Here is an 18,486-nt window from a genome sequence, read left to right as displayed (position 1 = left end):
AATAACTCACTATCAGAGTCGTTCTTATAACTATTTAATACGCACCATTCCGTTAATGACAACCTCTTTTTCAACCAGGGATCGACTGTGAAATTTCAACCGCTACTGGCCCTGGGCCTGACGATTCTGGCCGCCACATCCCAAGCCTTCGGCGGCGCCACACTGGATCGCGTCGAGCAGAAAAAAGAACTGGTTGGCGTGCTGATGGAAAGTTATCCACCGTTCTCGTTTCTCAACGAGCAGAACCAGCTCGACGGTTTCGACGTTGATGTCGCCAAAGCCGTGGCGGACAAACTGGGGGTTATGCTGCGTCTGGAAACGCCGTCCTGGGACGTCATCGCCGCCGGCCGCTGGAGCGGGCGCTACGACATCTGCATCTGCTCGATGACCCCGAGCAAGGCCCGCGCCGAAGTGTTCGATTTCCCGGTCGAGTACTACGCCTCCCCTGCGGTGATCGTGGTCAACGCCAAGGATGACCGCATCCACGGCGCCAAGGACCTGAGCGGTATGAAGGTCGGCCTCACCAGCGCCTCCAGCTACGAAAGTTATCTGAACAAGAATCTGGTCATCGAAGGCGCCGAAGACACGCAGTTGCAGTACCCGTTCGAAGACGTGCAGATCGCTCCGTACGATACCGACAACGTTGCCTTTCAAGACTTGGGCCTGGGGGCCGGTGTGCGTCTGGACGCGATCCTCACCAACCTCGTCACCGCGCAGCCACGCCTGAACGAAGACAAACGCTTCAAACTGGCCGGTGCGCCGCTGTATTCGGAACCGAATTCGGTGGCCATCGAAAAGGGTGACGCCCAGTGGGATGCCAAAGTGCGCGAGGTGTTTGCGCAGCTCAAGCAGGACGGCACCCTGAGCAAGCTCTCACAAAAATGGATCGGCGCCGACCTCAGTCAATGACTTCTTTCCCGACACCTCCACAGCCACCGCAACCGGTGGCTGCATCACGCCTGCAACGGCTCTTCGGTTTTCGTACGCGGTTGTACCTGACCTGGGCGGCGATGTTCTGCCTGTGCGCCGGGTTCTTCCTGAGCTTCGACCTGAAGTTCTCGATCATCCTCGACAAGCTGCCCAACCTGGTCGGCCTGAAGCTGGCACCCAATGGCTTCCTGCAAGGCGCGGCGCTGACGTTGTTTCTGTGCGTGTGCTCGATTGTCGCCTCGTCATTGCTGGGCTTCGTCACCGCGTTGGCGCGCTTGTCGAAAAGTGCCGTGGCGTTTGGCATCGCCAGTTTTTACGCTTCGTTTTTTCGTGGCACGCCGCTGCTGATCCAGATCCTGCTGATCTATCTCGGCTTGCCGCAATTGGGCATCGTGCCCGGCGCCATCGTTGCCGGGATCATCGCCCTGTCGCTGAACTATGGCGCTTATCTCAGCGAAATTTTCCGCGCCGGCATCCTCGGCGTCCCCTATGGTCAACGCGAAGCGTCGCTGGCGCTGGGCATGCGTGAGTCGGTGATTTTCTGGCGCATCACCCTGCCCCAGGCCATGCGCACGATCATCCCGCCAACCACCAACCAATTCATTTCCATGCTCAAAGACTCGTCGCTGATCTCGGTGATGGGCGTTTGGGAGGTGATGTTTCTGGCGCAGTCGTATGGTCGGTCAAGCTATCGCTACATCGAAATGCTCACGACCGCCGCGATCATTTACTGGGTGATGTCGATCGGGCTTGAGCTGATTCAGGCACGCATGGAGCGCCATTACGGCAAGGCTTACGAACGCCGTACCTAAGGTGCTCTGCACTATTACCGACATCATTCTGTAAAACCCCATCGCTATACAGGACGGCCCGCTTATAACAAAAGGCCGTCCGCCCATGCCCTTCTCGCCTCAGCGATTGTCCCTCGCCATCGCCCTGTTGATCGCCACCACGGCCGCTCACGGTAAAACCGTGCAGATCGACAGCGCCACCACGGCTTCGCAAACCCTCGGTGGCAGCGACACGCTGACGATTTCGGCGCCGGGCAGCATCACCAACACTGGCAAGGCTGTCAGCCTGAAGGACAACACCAGCGGTGTCGGCGTGGTGATCGATAACGCCGGCAAAATCATCTCCACTGGCGGCCGGGCCATCGACAGCAGCGGCGACCTGAGCCAGGCGCGCAACTACGCCCTCTACAACCGCAGCGGCGGGCAGATCCTCGGTGCCAATGATGCGTTGCGCATCGACAGCAACTTCGTCAGCGGCAGCCTGTTGATCGACAACAGTGGCGTCATTCGCTCCGCCACCGGCCAAGGGCTGGATCTGGATGCGCTGCGCAGTGACGGCGTGAAAACCACGATCATCAACCGTGCGGGCGGGCTGATTCGCGGTGAGGCCAGCGACGGCATGAAGACCGGCGCCAACGCGACGATTACCAACTACGGCGAGATCTCGACGGGCGATTCGCACAACGCCGACCAAAAATTCGACGGCATCGATATCGATACCGCCACGGGTGTGTCGATCACCAACGACGGCGTCATTTCCGGCGGCCGCCACGGCATCACCACTGACCTCGGCGCGACACTGGTCAACTACGGACAGATCACCGGGCGCAACGGCTCGGGATTCGGCTCCGACGGCGATGGCACGGTGATCAACCACGGCACCATTACCGGCGCGTACTCCGGGCTGCAAGCCAACGGTGATGGCGACGGCGTGGACATCGACAAGATTGCCCACATCGAAAACTACGGCACCATTCAAGGCGTCGGCGCGGGCGGTGTCGACAAAGCTGGGTTCGCCAACGGCAGTGAAGGCATCGCCCTGGGCGGCGGCTACATTCTCAACGCCAGCGGCGCCCTGATCAGCGGCGCTAACAGCGCGATCCTGGTAGACGACGGTAGCGACGGCTCGGGGCTGGCGGCAACCACGCTGGAAAACTTCGGCACCCTCCAGGGCCTCGACGGTTTTGGCGTGAAGTTCGTCGGTGAGTTCGCCGACAACGTGGTCAACGGCGGCACCCTCAGCGGCAGCAATGGCCTGGCACTGGATCTGGGCGGCGGCAACGACAGCCTGACCTTGCGCAATGGCAGCCGCTTTATCGGTGTGGTCGATGGCGGCAGCGGTTACGACCGGGTGGTGATGGACGACGTGGCGGGTGGCAGCTTCGGCGAGAGTCGCAATTTGGAGTGGCTGGAGGTCAAGCAAGGCGCATGGACGCTGACCGGTAGCGGCGATTTCAGCGACGGCGGCGCAGTGCGCAACGGCGCGACGTTGATCAACCAGAGCGGTATCGCCGGCAATCTCACCGTGGATGCCGGTGGTATGTATGCCGGGGGCGGTTCGGTGGGCAGCCTCAACGTCAACGGCACCTTACGCACTGACACGGGCCTGGGCCGCGCGACGATTGTGCATGACTTGAACATGGGCAGCGCAGCCACCCTCGCCTACGGCGTCAACGCCGACGGCAGCAGCGCGCCAGTGCAGGTCGGCGGCACCGCGAATCTCAACGGCGCGACCCTGGCCGTTAATCCCGGCAGCGGCACCTATCCGTGGCAGAGCCATTACACCGTGCTGCAAGCCACGCAGATCAACGGCACCTTCGGCAAGGTCAGCAGCGATTACGCCTTTCTCACACCCACGCTCGCCTACACGCCAACTCAAGTCGACCTGACGTACACCCGTAACGACGTCGCCTTCAAAGATTTCGCCGCCACCGGCAACGGCAGTAGCGCCGCCAACAGTCTGGCCTCAATGGGCAAGAACAACGCGCTATACAACGCCCTGCTCAACACCACCCAAAGCACTGCCGGCGCGGCAATCGAACAGCTGGCCGGGGCCAGCAATGCCAACCTGACCAGCGCCACCCTTGGCGCCAGCAGCCAGGTGGGCAACAGCATGCTCTCGGCGATGCAGCAGATCGGCGGCAGCCCAGGACTGATGGTCGGCCTCGATCAACGCGAAACCCCTGTGCTGGCGGCCAACGGCGTGCCGTCCGAGGCGCGCAACCTGAATGATCCGAACGCTCGCGGCCGCCTCTGGCTGCAAGCCATCGGCGGCTACGGCAAGCTCGACGGCGAACACGGCAGCAGCGGTCTGGAGCAACGCTCAAAGGGCAGCGTGCTCGGTGCCGACTGGTCGCTGAATCCAGCATGGCGGTTGGGCGTATTGGGCGGTTATTCGACAACCGATCTGGACGCCACAGGCGTCGATGGCAATGTCGAGAGCTGGCATGCCGGCGTTTATGCCCTGCATCAGAACGGCCCGATCTCACTGCGCCTCGGCGCGGCATACAGCGGCCATCAAGGCGAAACCAAACGCACCATCGCTTTCAACGGTTTCAGTGATCGCCCCAAAGGCGACTATGACGCCGACAGCCAGCAAGCCTTCGCCGAACTCGGTTACGCCATGGGCAGCGGCCGCCTCAGCGCCGAACCGTTCGCCAGCCTCGGCTACCAGCGCTACCACCGTGACAGCTACCGGGAAAAGGGCGGCGCCGCTGCGCTGCAAGTCGACAGCCAGACCCAGGACAACTTCAGCAGCACCTTCGGCCTGCGCTTGGCACACCTGAGCAGTCTGGACAACGGCATGAGCCTGACGCCACGTATGGCGGCGGGCTGGAAACACACTTACGGCGACGTCAGCAGCTCGACGCGCCAGGCCTTCGTAGTCGGCGGCACAGCATTCAATGTCGACGGCAGCGCGCTGGACCGCGACAGCTTGGTGCTGGAGGCCGGTCTCGATCTCGGGATCTCGGCGCGTCATACGCTAGGGGTGGGTTACAGCGGCGAGATCGGCAGCAACAGCCGTAATCACGGAATGATCGGGCAGTGGCAGATGAGTTTTTGATCGTTGAATAGCCAGTGTGGTCTTGATTAGTCGTAGGAAAAGGAGCCGGTGCAGTCGCGTAAAAATACCGGTTCCGGATATAGCGGAAGATTTCGACAAAATGATGCGACAGCGCCTGCAAAACGGCGGGAAGTAGCCGACATCGAAATTTTTGCTGCATCCCTAGAGTTTGGCCTTCTTTCAAAAAAGGCCTTACTTGATGCTCATTCAACACACATTCAAACCACAACACTTGGCTTTGGCCATTGCGTTGGCGCTGGGCTGCGCAGAGATTGCAAACGCCCAGCAACTGCCTGAAGCCTCTGACGCAGCGTCCACCGCGCAGGTGCCAGAACAGCCCGAGGACACCGTCTATGCAGAATCTCTTGGGAGGATTAAGGACTTTATCAACGATAAAGCGACCGTTCCGATTGCCTTCAATACACCCCAGAGCACTTTTCGAGGAACTGACCTCAACGATCTGATCGCTCTTCAAGACGACGCAAGCTTCACGGGGCAGTTGGATGGTGGCAAGGGGGACAACATGCTGCTACTGGATATCTCCCAGGGGGGCACGCTGAAAGACACCCGCAATTTCAATGCACTGTTTCTCGTGCGCGGAGACTGGACGCTGAGCACAAAGGGAGACTTCAACCAAGGCGTGCTGGTAACACACAACGGTGCGCTGACCAACCAGGGCACCATCAACGGTGGGGCGGTTACCGCTGGCAAACTCTTCAACAATGGAAGCATAAAAGGGGATGTCTATGTCGAGAACGGCGGCAGCTTTGCGGGTAAGGGCTCGGTAGGAAACTTGCACGTTAACGGCCTGCTCATGGTCAATGGATTGCATGGTAGCCCTCGAGTGAAAGGCAGTTTGAGCCTATCCCCAAATGCTGAACTGTCTTATGAGGTCGCCCCCGGCAGCAGTGGTCAAACGATCAAGGTAGACGGCACTGCCAAACTTGAAGGCGCCACCCTGAAAGTCGTTGCAGTTGCAGGGGAATACCCGCAAAGCAGCCAGTACAAAATCATCGAAGCCAGCAAGGTTGAAGGTCAGTTCGGCACGATACTGAACGATCTGGCGTTCATGACAGCCACACCTCAATACAACAAAAAATCTGTGGGACTGACCTACGCCCGCAACGAGGTATCCCTGCCTAGCGTGGCCACCACCGACAACGGTCGTGCAGTAGCCGAAAGTATTGAAGAGCCATCGATCTCGGATCGACCACCGATATCAGCACCACTGCCGGCAACAACGCCCGTACTGGCGACAGGTCCATCTTCCACGTCAGAAGAAGCCCCCATTTCAGAAGACGCGGTGGCTGTGCGTGCCGCCCCTGTCGTCACACCGCCAGCCCCTCAAACAGCGGCCCCCAAAAACGCAGCGGTCGTCGCACTGTTGGCTAGCGACAAAAGCACCGCACCGATTGCCATCGAGCAGTTGGCCGCCGGCAGCAACGCCAACCTCGCCAAAGCCACATTGAGCAGCGTCACGCCCGTGAGCGCGAGCATGCTTTCGGCCATGCGCCAACTGGACAGCCGCTCGGGCGCTGCGTCTGGCTCTGGCAGTTCACCCCGGCAGGCGGCCGGCAGTGCAGACTCCGGACGCGTCTGGGTTCAGGCCATCGGCCATGGTGGCAAGGTCGATCGCGATCACGACAGCACCCTGAAACACGCCACCCAGGGTCTGGTCATGGGCGCGGATTGGCGACTCGATGAGCAATGGCATATCGGCCTGCTGGGCGGTAAGTCCCAGACGAAACTGGATGCCCGCCAGTACGATGGCGACCTCGACAGCTGGCACCTCGGCGCCTATGCCGTGCGCCAGGACGGGCCACTGGCCCTGCGCCTCGGGGCGACCTACGCCAGCCATGACGGCAGCAGCAAACGTCGAGTGGTGTTCAAGGGCTTCAGCGACCGCCTGAAGGGCAACTACGACGCCAACACCCAGCAGGCCTTTGCCGAACTGGGCTTCAATTTCGGCCATAACAACGTGACGCTCGAACCGTTCGCCAGCCTCGGCTATCAGCGTTATCAACGTGACAGCTTCAGCGAAAAAGGCGGCGATGCGGCGCTGAAGGTGTTCGGGCAAACCCGCGACAACCTCAGCAGCACCTTCGGCCTGCGTGCAGCGAAAATCAGCCGACTGGACAACGGCATGAGCCTGACGCCGCGATTCGCCGCCGGCTGGAAACATACCTTCGGCGAACTCGACAGCGATGCCCGCCAACAACTGCTCAAGGGTGGGAAACGCTTTGAAGTGGCCGGTGCCGCGCTGGATCGAAACAGTTTGGGCGTCGATGCTGGCCTCGACCTTGGCCTGTCGGCCAACCACACCGTTGGGCTAGGCATCACGGGGGATTTCGGAACCGAAAGCCGTACTCACAGTGTGATGGGCCAGTGGCGAATGGCGTTCTGATGGTCTGAACACTGTCCCTGTGGGAGCGAGCTTGCTCGCGAAGAGGGGGTGTCAGTCGACATGTTCTGTGACTGATACACCGCATTCGCGAGCAAGCCCGCTCCCACAGGGGATTTGCGTGATTCAGTCAAATCCCGGGCAAAAAAAAGGGGAGCACATGCCCCCCCGAGGTTTAAAGCGTTGTACCGAGGCTGTTATCTCAGCCTTCGATCTCGATCAGGATTTCGCCCGGATTGACCCGGTCGCCCTTGGCCACATGAATCGCCGTGACCTTACCGGCAACAGCGGCCTGGACTTCGGTTTCCATCTTCATGGCTTCGGTGATCAACACCGCTTGGCCAGCCTTGACGGTGTCGCCCTCCTTGACCAGCACATCAACGATGTTGCCCGGCATGGTGGTGCTGACGTGGCCCGGCGCCGACGCTTGCTTGCGCTTGCTGCTGCCACCGCCGACGAATTCGTTGAGCGGTTCGAACACCACTTCTTCCGGCATGCCGTCGATGGACAGGTAGAAGTGACGCTTGCCTTCGGCCTTCACACCAACACCGGTGATGTCGACGCGGTAGGTTTCGCCGTGAACGTCAATGACGAACTCGGTCGGCACACCTTCGCCGCCCGCCGAAGCGACTTTGCCGGCTTCAGGAATCGGCAACAGCACTTCCGGCGTGAGGGTGCCGGCGGCACGCTCTTCGAGGAACTTGCGACCGATTTCCGGGAACATGGCGAAGGTCAGCACGTCTTCTTCGGACTTGGCCAGTGCGCCGATATCGGCACGCAGCTTGGTCATTTCCGGCTTGAGCAGATCGGCCGGACGGACGTCGATCACTTCTTCGCTGCCGATGGCCTGACGACGCAGTTTCTCGTTAACCACGCCCGGCGCTTTGCCGTAGCCGCCCTGCAAATACAGCTTCACTTCGTTGGTGATGGTCTTGTAGCGCTCGCCGGCCAGCACGTTGAAGAACGCCTGAGTGCCGACGATCTGCGACGTCGGGGTCACCAGCGGTGGGTAGCCGAGGTCCTCACGCACACGCGGGATTTCCGCCAGCACTTCGGCCATGCGGTTAAGGGCGCCCTGCTCTTTCAACTGGTTGGCGAGGTTGGAGATCATCCCACCCGGCACCTGGTTGACTTGAACACGAGTGTCGACCGCTGTGAATTCGCTTTCGAACTGGTGGTACTTCTTGCGCACGGCATAGAAGTACAGACCGATCTCTTGCAGCAGTTCCAGATTCAGACCGGTGTCGTACTCGGTGTCCTTGAGCGCTGCCACCATCGATTCGGTGCCCGGATGGCTGGTGCCCGAGGCGAAGCTGGAGATCGCGGTGTCGATGTGGTCGGCGCCGTTTTCGATTGCCTTGAGCTGGCACATGGCGGCCAGACCGGCCGTGTCGTGGGAGTGGATGAACACTGGCAGCGACTGCTCGGCTTTCAATGCCCTGACCAACTCACCCGTGGCGTACGGGGTCAGCAGACCGGCCATGTCCTTGATCGCCACCGAGTCGCAACCCATGGCTTCCATTTGCTTGGCCTGCGCCACAAAGGCGTCGATGGTGTGCACCGGGCTGGTGGTGTAAGCGATGGTGCCCTGTGCATGTTTGCCCGCCGCTTTCACCGCTTCGATGGCCACGCGCAGGTTACGCACGTCGTTCATCGCGTCGAAGATGCGGAACACGTCGATACCGTTGACTGCGGCCTTGGCGACGAAGGCTTTGACCACGTCGTCGCTGTAGTGGCGGTAGCCGAGCAGGTTCTGCCCGCGCAGGAGCATTTGCAGGCGCGTGTTAGGCAGCGCGGCGCGCAGTTGGCGCAGGCGCTCCCACGGGTCTTCTTTCAGAAAGCGTACGCAGGCGTCGAAGGTCGCGCCGCCCCAGCACTCCAGCGACCAATAGCCAACTTTGTCGAGCTTGTCGCAGATCGGCAGCATGTCTTCGGTGCGCATGCGGGTGGCGAGCAGCGATTGGTGGGCGTCGCGCAGGATGGTGTCGGTTACAAAAATCTTTTTGGTCATTGTTCTATTCCTCACAGGCCTGCGTGGGCGGCGATGGCGGCGGCGATGGCCAGGGCCAGCTCTTCGGGTTTGCGCTTGATCGAGTAGTTGGTCAGTTCCGGATGGCTTTCAACGAAGCTGGTATTGAACTGGCCGCTACGGAATTCCGGGTTGCGCAGGATTTCCTGGTAGTACGCGGCAGTGGTCTTCACGCCTTGCAGACGCATGTCGTCGAGGGCGCGCAGGCCACGGTCCATCGCCTCTTCCCAGGTCAGTGCCCACACAACCAGCTTCAGGCACATGGAGTCGTAGTAAGGCGGAATGGTGTAGCCGGTGTAGATCGCCGTGTCGGTACGCACGCCCGGGCCACCCGGGGCGTAGTAACGAGTGATCTTGCCGAAGCTCGGCAGGAAGTTGTTTTTCGGGTCTTCGGCGTTGATGCGGAACTGCAACGCGAAACCACGGTGCTGAATGTCTTCCTGCTTCACCGACAGCGGCAGGCCGGAAGCGATGCGAATCTGCTCTCGGACGATGTCGATCCCGGTGATTTCTTCGGTGATGGTGTGCTCCACCTGCACCCGGGTGTTCATCTCCATGAAGTACACCTCGCCCTCGGCGAGCAGAAACTCCACGGTGCCAGCGTTCTCGTAGCCCACAGCCTTGGCCGCACGCACCGACAGGTCGCCGATGTAGGCGCGCTGTTCCGGGGTCAGTTGCGGGCTCGGGGCGATTTCGATCAGCTTCTGGTTGCGACGCTGGATCGAACAGTCACGCTCGAACAGGTGCACCACGTTGCCAAAGCTGTCGCCGAGGATCTGCGCTTCGATGTGCTTGGGATTGACGATGCATTTTTCCAGGAACACTTGCGCCGAACCGAAAGCCTTGGTGGCTTCGGAGATGACGCGGGGGAAATTCTGTTCGAGTTCTTCGCGGCTGTTGCAGCGCCGGATACCGCGGCCACCGCCACCGGAAGTGGCTTTGAGCATCACCGGGTAGCCGATGCGGTCGCCCTCGGCCAAGGCTTCTTCGATGTCGGCAACGTTGCCTTCGGTGCCTGGGGTGACCGGTACGCCGGCCTTGATCATGCTGCGGCGCGCTTCGGTCTTGTCGCCCATGCGGCGAATGACTTCTGCCGAGGGGCCAATGAATTTGATGCCGCGTTCGGCGCAGATGTCTGCCAGCTCAGCGTTTTCCGAAAGGAAACCGTAACCGGGGTGCAGTGCATCGCAGCCGGTTTCAACCGCCAGGTTCACCAGTTTGCGCGGGTTCAGATAACCGGCCAGTGGCTCGGCACCGATGCTGTGGGCCTCGTCCGCACGCTTCACATGCAACGCATGTCGGTCGGCGTCGGAAAAAATCGCAACCGAGCGAATGCCCATCTCGGCGCAGGCTCGCACGATTCGTACGGCAATCTCACCACGGTTGGCGATCAGGATCTTTGTTATCACTTGGAGGTTCCCTTGAGCCGGTGGCACCACGACCTGCTAGACCCAGGTCGACGCGTGACCAAATGTTTCAATTTAGTCGCGACCCCACACTAGCGTCGGTAAGGGATTAATAAAAATGAATAAAAATTGGGTCAGGCATAAGTAAAGACTTATAGTTGAGCCACTCGCCAGCCTTCAGAGCCTGTAAAAAATGCGTAAGTCCCTGATGCGTATGACATTGCGTCAATTGCAGATCTTCAACGAAGTGTGTGATTTGCGCTCTTACAGCCGCGCTGCGGATGAAATGTCTCTCACGCAACCGGCCGTCAGCCTTCAGATTCGTCAGCTCGAGGAGCTGATCGGGCAGCCATTATTCGATTACGTCGGCAAAAAACTCTATATGACCGAGGCTGCCGAAGCTTTGCAGCGCGCCAGCCGGGACATTTTCGGGCGCCTGGAAAACCTCGATATGCAGCTGTCGGACATGCAGGGCTCACTGCAAGGCCAACTGAAACTGGCCGTGGAATCCAGCGCCAAGTATTTCGTGCCGCACCTGTTCGCCGCCTTTAAGCGCCAGCACCCGGAGGTGAACCTGCAACTGACGGTGGTCAACCGTGGCCAGGTCATCCGGCGCCTCTCGGATAACCGTGACGACCTGGTGATCATGTCAATGGTGCCCCAGGACATGGGCCTGGAATTCCTGCCGTTCCTCAACAACCCGATTGTTGCCGTGGCCCGCCCGGATCATCCGCTGGCGCACTTGGGGCCGCTGCGCTTGCAGGATCTGGAACCTTACACCTTGCTGATCCGCGAACCGGGTTCGGGTACACGACTGGCCTGCGAGGAATACTTCAAAGAGAAACGCGTGCACTTCACCCAGACTCAGGAAGTGGCCTCGGCCGAAGCTCAGCGCGAATGCGTGGTGGCGGGTCTGGGCTTGGCGCTGTTGACGCGCCACGCCCTGAACCTGGAGCTGGCGACCGGTGGCCTGGTCGAGCTGCCGGTCGAAGAGTTGCCGCTGTTTCGCAGCTGGTGCCTGGTGCAAGCCAAAGCCAAACGGCTGTCACCGGTGGCACACGCCTTCCTGGCGTTTATCCGCAGCGAACGGGCACAGATCAGCGCGCTGGTTGAACGCTTCGACGGGAAGCTGCCGGTGCCGCGTGCCAGTAGTTGAGTTTACCTTCCTCGGGAAAATCTCCGATCTGGGCCTGAAGCTGGCGGAGTTCAAAGCGATCTTCGATGGCGCGGCGAAATTCCATGCGGCGCTGATCTTCCTGCTGACGACGGGTTTTCGCTGCGCTGTTGCGTTCTTCGTAGGGCTGAGCCATTTCGAGTCTCCCAAGGCGAGTACGGGAGTTTCACGATAGGCGCGGGGGATGACGGTTTGGCTTCGCGTGGATGACAGTGCGATGAAAGTTTCGCAGGGCGAGGGTGTTTTAGAGAATGCCTTCGCGAGCAAGCCTGCTCCCACAGTGGATCTGCGGCGGACACACATCTTGTGTCCTGGGGATCAAATGTGGGAGCGACCTTGCTTTAATCGTCCAAGGCTTTCACAGCCTTGGGTGAGAGCCGCAAGCTGCGCAGGCTGCGCTTCACGCTCTTGAGGTGGTTGACCAGACTCGGCCCCCGCGCCATGGCCACGCCCATCGCCAACACGTCGATGACCACCAGATGCGCAATGCGCGAAGTCAGCGGCGTATAGATTTCGGTGTCTTCATGCACATCGATCGCCAGGTTGACCGTGGACAATTCAGCCAACGGCGTCTGGCTCGGGCACAACGTGATCAGTGAAGCGCCGCTCTCGCGCACCAGGTTGGCAGTGATCAGCAAATCCTTCGAACGCCCGGACTGGGAAATGCAGATCGCCACGTCGGTCGGCTTCAACGTCACCGCCGACATCGCTTGCATGTGCGGATCGGAATACGCCGCCGCCGTCAGCAGCAGGCGGAAGAACTTGTGCTGCGCATCCGCGGCCACCGCGCCCGATGCGCCAAAGCCGTAGAACTCGACGCGCTGGGCCTGGGACATCAGCGTCACCGCACGCTGCAACTCCACCGGATCGAGCTTCTCGCGAACTTCCATCAGCGTGTGCAACGTCGTGTCGAAAATCTTCAGGCTGTAATCGGCAACCGAGTCGTCCTCATGGATCGCGAACTGGCCGAAACTCGCACCGGCGGCCAGGCTCTGCGCCAGTTTGAGTTTCAGATCCTGAAACCCGGAGCAACCGATGGCGCGGCAAAAACGCACGATGGTTGGCTCGCTGATGCCGACGCTGTGGGCCAGGTCGGCCATGGAACTGTGCATCACCGCCGCAGGGTCAAGCAGCACGTGGTCGGCGACCTTGAGCTCCGACTTGCGTAACAGGTGACGTGATTGGGCGATGTGTTGCAGCAGATTCACGGGGCTGGACTCTTCTTATGGTCGGGGATGTAGCAAGCTTGTAGTTATACTACATGAATCGGCTTTTTGCCTGCTCAATACGTAACTCCATGCCCCCATATCAGGCGCGATGGCATACATGTAGCCCTTAAAACGTATTGTCCTGTTCGCGCAAAAGCCCGGCCAGATCGGCAGCTTCCACCGGTCGACTGATCAGATAGCCTTGCACTTCATCACAATGCTCGGCGCGCAAAAATTCCAGTTGCTCCTGCCGCTCGACCCCCTCGGCCACCACCTTCAGCGACAACCCATGGGCCATGGCAATGATCGCCCGGGTGATCGCCGCATCTTCACTGCCCTCCCCCAAACCGCGAATGAAAGCCTGATCGATCTTCACGTAATCCACCGGGATGCGCTTGAGGTAACTGAGCGACGAATAGCCTGTACCGAAATCATCAATCGCCAGTTTCACGCCCAGGTCGCGTAGTTGCTGGAAGGTCGCGATGATGTGTTCGACGCTGTCGAGCAACTGGCTCTCGGTCAGTTCCAGTTCGAGGTAGTGCGGCGCCAGCCCGGTTTCCTCCAGCACCTGACGCACCAGACTGACCAGTTTGCCTTGACGCAACTGGTGCACCGACAGATTCACCGAAACACGGATCGGCGCCAGCCCCTGACGCTGCCACTCACACGCCTGCCAGCAGGCTTGGCGCAGCACGAATTCGCCGATCGGCCCGATCAGTCCGGTTTCTTCGGCAAGCCCGATGAAATCTCCCGGCGGCACCCGGCCCATGGTTGGATGGTCCCAGCGCACCAGCGCTTCCGCCGCATTCAGGCGCCCGGTCTCCAGGCACAGCTTGGGCTGGTAGAACACCTTCAACTGCTGCTCTTCGATGGCTTTGCGCAACTGGTTTTCCAGCTGCAAGCGCTCAAGGGTGCTGGCCTGCAAGCTGTCGGTGTAGAACTGGAAGTTGTTGCCGCCCAAATGTTTGGCATGTTGCATGGCCATGTTCGACTGACTGAGCAGCGCGGAAATCTCCCGCGCGTTGTCCGGCAACATGCTGATGCCCATTGATGCGCTGACCACCAACTCATGGCCTTCGACCGTCAGCGGCAGGCGCAGTTTGGCCGACAACCGCGTGGCGACTCGGGCCAGACTCGACAGGTTGCCGTAGGCGTCGAAGAGCACCGCAAATTCGTCGCCGGACAACCGGGCAATGGTGTCGGCTTCCGGTAAGGCGTTAACCAACCGTCGCGCCATTTTTTGCAGCAACTGGTCAGCGATTTCATGACCCAGGCTGTCATTGAGCAGCTTGAAGCGATCCAGATTGATGTGCAGCAGCGCCAGACTGCGTCGCCCGCCCTGCCGCACCCGTTGATGCGCTTCGTGCAGGCGTTCGCGGAACAGCGAGCGGTTGGCCAGACCTGTGAGTTCGTCGTAATGGGCCAGATAACGCATGCGCTCTTCGGATTCGCGCCGCGCCGACAGATCGGCGAAAAAGCCGACGATATGGCTGACATTTCCCCGACTATCGCGCACCGCGTTAAGTTGTAGCCACTGCGGATACAGCTCACCGTTCTTGCGGGTCTCCACCAGTTCGCCCTGCCAACTGCCGTGCTGTTCCAGCGCATGGCGGATCGCAACGTAATGGCGGCGGGCATCGCGGCTACACGGCAGCTCGACGACATTGCGCCCAAGCATGTCGTCGATGTCGTACCCCGTGACCCGACTGAATGCCTGATTGATCGCGATCAGCGCGTAATTCGGGTCGAGAATCACGATGCCTTCGCTGGCCGCTTCAAACACGGTCGCCGCCAGTCGCTGCTGTTCTTCAAGGTGTTTACTGGCGCTGATGTCGCGGCGCGTGCCGAGCATGCGGATCACCCGCCCGCTCTCGCTGCGCTCCACGGCGCGACCACGATCTTCAATCCACACCCAGTGGCCGTCGCCGTGACGCACGCGGTATTCGATCTGGTAGTCCTCGGTGCGACCCTTCAAATGTTCGATCAGCGCGTGTTTGAGCGACGGCAGGTCTTGTGGGTGCAGCCGCGGCTTGAGGTCGCGCAGGATGGCCGTGACGTATTCCGGGGCGAGGCCGAACAGCTCCTGAATCTGCGTGTGATGGACTTCGTCGGTTTGCAGATTCCAGTCCCATAGCCCCAACTCACTGGCTTTCAACGCCAGTGCCAGGCGCGCCTCGCTTTTGCTCAACGCTTGGTTAGCGGCGTCCAGCTCACGACTGCGCTGGGCGACGCGGTCTTCCAGTTCGACCTGCGCTTCGCGCAATTGGCCCTCGGCACAGCGGCGGTGCTCGATTTCCCTGGCCAGTTCCTGATTGAGTTGCTCGCTGCGCGACTGCGTCTGTTGCAGGTGTTCGATCAGGCGCTGATTCTGGAAGCGTCGCAGCAAACCGCGATCGATCAAACGATTGACCTGCCACGCCACCACGCTCAGCGAACCCAACAGAATCAGCCCCAGCCAACCCCAGCCGCGCGCCTGCTCATCGCCGCCCCAAAACAGAAAACCGATCGCCGGCAGCAGGCACGGCAAGGTAAAGGACAAGAACGCCGGCAGGCTCACCGCATAGGCAACACTGGCCGAGAGGGTCGCGGCGCCGATCAGGCCGAACACCCAGGCTTGCTGCATGAAATTGTCGGCCGGCACCAGAGCGATGCCGGCGCCGGCCAGGGTCAGGCCGGTCATGGTCGAGCCGATCAGGAACATCCGGAACCAGATCGGCTGGGCTTGGCGATGGGGAATCGCCGAATCGAACGCTGCCACCTGAATCACCCGCAATGCGACCAGCAACAGCAACCACACCAACCAGACGCTGACCACGAAGTAACGCTGCGGGCTCCAGAGCAAACCGGCGCAGACCAGACCATTGATCAACATGAACAGCGTGGGCAATAAAGAGCCCTGATACAGCAGGCGTGTGCGCTCGACCGCCATTTCGGTGGCGTAGTGCCGGCGAATAACCCGGGGTTCCACAGAGGGGCCCGACAGTTCGGAGCTGAGGGTCATGGGCAACGTTCTTGTTCTTATAAGGAGGGCGTGCGCCCGAAACGTGGACGGAGCATACACAAGCCGATCCCGTTGCCAAACTGCTCCAGATCATAATTTCACGGAAACTTTTCGCCCTCTCGCCACTGAAAAAACCCGCAAAGCGAGGCGGGCTGACGCCTGTAGGCAGTGACCGACCGGTCGTCACTGGCAGGACTTTCATCGGCTAATGCAAAGCTCGGTTTGCCCGGGCCTGCGGCGCACCCTAGAATGCCCCGATGCGCGATGATCTCTCCCTTCTGCTGAACTCCCTCAACGATGCCCAACGCCAGGCCGTAGCCGCCTCCGTTGGCCGTCAGTTGGTCCTGGCCGGTGCTGGCTCCGGTAAAACCCGAGTGCTGGTGCACCGTATCGCCTGGTTGATCCAGGTCGAAAACGCCTCGCCCCACTCCATTTTGTCGGTGACCTTCACCAACAAGGCCGCTGCCGAGATGCGTCACCGCATCGAGCAGTTGCTGGGCATCAACCCGGCCGGCATGTGGGTCGGCACCTTCCACGGCCTGGCGCACCGCTTGCTGCGGGCACACTGGCAGGAAGCGGGCTTGAGCCAGACTTTCCAGATTCTCGACAGCGACGATCAGCAGCGGCTGGTCAAGCGAGTGATTCGCGAGCTGGGTCTGGACGAACAACGCTGGCCCGCCCGTCAGGCCCAGTGGTTCATCAACGGGCAGAAAGACGAAGGTCTGCGTCCCAAACACATTCAGGCCAGCGGCGATCTGTACCTGGCAACCATGCGCAGCATCTATGAGGCCTACGAGGCGGCTTGCCTGCGTGCCGGCGTCATCGACTTCTCTGAGCTGCTGCTGCGCGCGCTCGACCTGTGGCGCGATCATCCGGGCCTGTTGGCGCATTATCAGAAGCGTTTCCGGCACATTCTGGTGGACGAATTCCAGGACACCAACGCCGTGCAGTACGCCTGGTTGCGTCTGCTGGGCAAGGGCGGCGACAGCCTGATGGTGGTTGGCGATGACGACCAGTCGATCTACGGCTGGCGCGGCGCGAAAATCGAAAACATTCATCAGTACTCTTCCGACTTCCCGGATTCGGTGACCATTCGCCTGGAGCAGAACTATCGCTCCACTGCCGGCATCCTCAAGGCCGCCAACGCCCTGATCGCCAACAACACCGGCCGCCTCGGCAAAGAGCTGTGGACAGACGGCGGCGACGGCGAAGCGATCAACCTGTATGCCGCGTTCAATGAACACGACGAAGCACGCTACGTTGTCGAAACCATCGAAAGCGCGCTGAAAACCGGCTTAGCCCGTAGCGATATCGCGATTCTGTACCGCTCCAACGCCCAATCGCGCGTTCTGGAAGAAGCCTTGCTGCGCGAACGCATTCCGTATCGCATTTACGGCGGCCAGCGCTTCTTCGAACGGGCGGAAATCAAAAACGCCATGGCCTATCTGCGCTTGCTGGAAGGTCGTGGCAACGATGCGGCACTGGAGCGGGTGATCAACGTCCCGGCCCGTGGCATCGGCGAGAAAACCGTCGAAGCGATCCGCGAGCATGCGCGCCACAGCGATGTATCGATGTGGGAAGCCATGCGCCAACTGGTCGCCAATAAAGGCCTGACCGGGCGCGCGGCGGGCGCGCTGGGGGCGTTTATCGAGCTGATCGAGAACCTCGCCGCCAAGTGCATGGAGATGCCGCTGCATTTGATGACGCAAACCGTCATCGAGCAATCCGGCCTCATCGCCTATCACGAAGCGGAAAAAGGCGAGAAAGGCCAGGCCCGGGTGGAAAACCTTGAGGAACTGGTCAGCGCCGCGCGCAACTTCGAGAACACCGAAGAAGACGAAGAACTGTCACCGCTGGCGGCATTCCTCGGCCACGCCTCGCTTGAGGCCGGCGACACTCAGGCCGATGAGCATGAAGACAGCGTTCAGTTGATGACCCTGCACAGCGCCAAAGGCCTGGAATTCCCTTACGTGTTCCTGGTGGGCATGGAAGAAGGCCTGTTCCCGCACAAGATGAGCTTGGAAGAACCGGGACGCCTTGAGGAAGAACGGCGTCTGGCCTACGTCGGTATCACCCGGGCGATGCAGAATCTGGTGATGACCTATGCTGAAACCCGACGCCTTTACGGCAGTGAAACCTACAACAAGGTGTCGCGTTTCGTACGCGAAGTGCCCAAGGGTCTGATTCAGGAAGTGCGCTTGTCGAACAGCGTCAGCCGGCCATTCGGCGGCAATCAGTCGATGAGTGGCAGCAATCTGTTCAGCGGCAGCGAAATTCCGGAAACCGGCTTCAGCCTCGGCCAGACTGTTCGTCATTCGATCTTTGGCGACGGAGTGATCCTGAATTTCGAAGGCGCCGGGGCTCAAGCGCGGGTGCAGGTGAATTTCGGCGAAGGCAGCAAGTGGCTGATGTTGGGCTACGCGAAGCTGGAAGCCATTTAAGCCTTACGGCGTCCCTGTGGGAGCGAGCTTGTCGCCAAAGT

11 protein-coding genes are annotated in these 18,486 nt (G+C 60.5%); 6 read left to right on the top strand and 5 right to left on the bottom strand.

The features are described 5' to 3' along the window. Positions 1–87 precede the first annotated feature (87 nt). The 4 genes from K5E40_RS17325 (at position 88) to K5E40_RS17310 (ending at position 7,189) form a co-directional block, all read left to right on the top strand. Positions 88–909, top strand: a complete 822-nt coding sequence (locus tag K5E40_RS17325; protein ID WP_221731880.1) for an ABC transporter substrate-binding protein — start codon at positions 88–90, stop codon at positions 907–909. Beyond that, positions 906–1,742 carry an amino acid ABC transporter permease gene (locus tag K5E40_RS17320; protein WP_221731879.1) on the top strand — a complete coding sequence of 279 codons (837 nt, stop codon included), beginning with the start codon at positions 906–908 and terminating at the stop codon, positions 1,740–1,742. Before K5E40_RS17325 ends, K5E40_RS17320 begins: the two co-directional genes overlap by 4 nt. A gap of 85 nt (positions 1,743–1,827) precedes the next feature. Further along, positions 1,828–4,785, top strand: a complete 2,958-nt coding sequence (locus K5E40_RS17315) for an autotransporter domain-containing protein (protein ID WP_221731878.1) — start codon at positions 1,828–1,830, stop codon at positions 4,783–4,785. A 199-nt stretch (positions 4,786–4,984) separates the two neighbouring features. After that, positions 4,985–7,189 carry an autotransporter domain-containing protein gene (locus tag K5E40_RS17310; protein ID WP_221731877.1) on the top strand — a complete coding sequence of 735 codons (2,205 nt, stop codon included), beginning with the start codon at positions 4,985–4,987 and terminating at the stop codon, positions 7,187–7,189. A 199-nt stretch (positions 7,190–7,388) separates the two neighbouring features. On the opposite strand, the gene oadA is transcribed toward K5E40_RS17310, so the two are convergent. Together oadA and K5E40_RS17300 are read right to left on the bottom strand one after the other, a co-directional pair. After that, entirely contained in the window at positions 7,389–9,197 is a 1,809-nt protein-coding gene (gene oadA / locus K5E40_RS17305) for a sodium-extruding oxaloacetate decarboxylase subunit alpha (protein ID WP_221731876.1), read from the bottom strand. An 11-nt stretch (positions 9,198–9,208) separates the two neighbouring features. Further along, complete coding sequence (locus K5E40_RS17300) at positions 9,209–10,624, bottom strand: acetyl-CoA carboxylase biotin carboxylase subunit (RefSeq protein ID WP_221731875.1); 1,416 nt, start codon at positions 10,622–10,624, stop codon at positions 9,209–9,211. Positions 10,625–10,814: 190 nt separating this feature from the next. Between K5E40_RS17300 and K5E40_RS17295 the strand changes: the two genes are divergently transcribed. Next, positions 10,815–11,777, top strand: coding sequence for a LysR family transcriptional regulator (locus K5E40_RS17295; RefSeq protein ID WP_221731874.1), 963 nt, complete (start codon positions 10,815–10,817; stop codon positions 11,775–11,777). Here the strand turns inward: K5E40_RS17295 and K5E40_RS17290 are convergent. The 3 genes from K5E40_RS17290 to K5E40_RS17280 form a co-directional block, all read right to left on the bottom strand. Further along, positions 11,719–11,931, bottom strand: coding sequence for a PA3496 family putative envelope integrity protein (locus K5E40_RS17290; protein ID WP_221731873.1), 213 nt, complete (start codon positions 11,929–11,931; stop codon positions 11,719–11,721). The two genes, K5E40_RS17295 and K5E40_RS17290, sit on opposite strands and share 59 nt — an antisense overlap. A gap of 205 nt (positions 11,932–12,136) precedes the next feature. Continuing rightward, the gene (hexR, locus tag K5E40_RS17285) at positions 12,137–13,003 is read right to left on the bottom strand and encodes a transcriptional regulator HexR (RefSeq protein ID WP_007962240.1); all 867 of its coding nucleotides are present in this window, start codon (positions 13,001–13,003) and stop codon (positions 12,137–12,139) included. Positions 13,004–13,130: 127 nt separating this feature from the next. Next, complete coding sequence (locus K5E40_RS17280; protein WP_221731872.1) at positions 13,131–16,004, bottom strand: GGDEF domain-containing phosphodiesterase; 2,874 nt, start codon at positions 16,002–16,004, stop codon at positions 13,131–13,133. 257 nt (positions 16,005–16,261) lie between these two features. On the opposite strand from K5E40_RS17280, the gene uvrD reads away from it, so the two are divergent. Next, the gene (gene uvrD, locus K5E40_RS17275; protein WP_221731871.1) at positions 16,262–18,445 is read left to right on the top strand and encodes a DNA helicase II; all 2,184 of its coding nucleotides are present in this window, start codon (positions 16,262–16,264) and stop codon (positions 18,443–18,445) included. Positions 18,446–18,486 lie beyond the last annotated feature (41 nt).

Origin of the sequence: Pseudomonas baetica (assembly GCF_019733355.1) — a bacterium.
GTDB lineage: Bacteria > Pseudomonadota > Gammaproteobacteria > Pseudomonadales > Pseudomonadaceae > Aquipseudomonas > Aquipseudomonas baetica_A.
This window is presented reverse-complemented; position numbering and strand designations above follow the sequence as displayed.